Below are 736 nucleotides of genomic sequence, written 5' to 3' on the forward strand. Positions count from 1 at the left end.
AGCCTGATCGCCCCCGGTCCCAGCACCTCGTCCGGGCCGGGGCCCAGGTCCAGTTCCCCCAACTCCTCCGGTTTCCGTCCCGTCCTACGCGGCATCGTGAAACACCATCCCCAGCACATGCCGCCGCCCCGACAGCACCGTGCCGACCCCATGGCGCATCGTCACGCGATATGGCCCGCGCGCGCCCCGTACCGGCCGGTGATGGACGGCAAACGCCACCGCATCCCCTTGCCGCAGCGGCACGCAATCGGCCCGGGACTGCATGCGCGGGCGCTGCTCGGTCAGGATGAAGGTGCCGCCGGTGAAATCCACCTCCGGCTGCGACAGCAGGATGGCGACCTGCAATGGAAAGACCAGCGCACCGTACAGATCCTGGTGCAGGCAATTATAATCCCCCGGCCCATAGCGCAGCAGCAGCGGCGTCGGCCGGCACTGTCCCCCCGCATGGCATGCCTGCAGGAAATCCTCGTGCCGCGCCGGAAATCGCGCCGCCTGGCCCAGCCGCGCCTGCCAGTCATTGGCGATGGTGGCCAGCGCCGGATACAGTGCCTGCCGCAATTGCGCGACCAGCGGCGGCAGCGGATAGGAAAAATACCGGTATTCCCCGCGCCCGAACCCGTGCCGTTCCATGACCACCCGGGCGCGGAACCCGTCCGCGCCATCATACAGCGCCGCCAGGTCCGCGGCCTGCGCGGCGTCCAGCAGCCCGGGCAGCACCGCCCAGCCCCGCGCGTTC

Annotated in this window: 1 protein-coding gene; it reads right to left on the reverse strand. The window is 70.1% G+C overall.

Going from position 1 to position 736, the window contains the following annotated elements:
• Window positions 1–84: 84 nt before the first annotated feature.
• Window positions 85–736 (reverse strand): 2OG-Fe(II) oxygenase (locus HUK84_RS21335; protein WP_176641942.1); only part of this gene is annotated, 652 nt, incomplete at its 5' end.

This window comes from Nguyenibacter vanlangensis (assembly GCF_013376155.1).
Classification (GTDB): Bacteria; Pseudomonadota; Alphaproteobacteria; order Acetobacterales; family Acetobacteraceae; genus Gluconacetobacter; species Gluconacetobacter vanlangensis.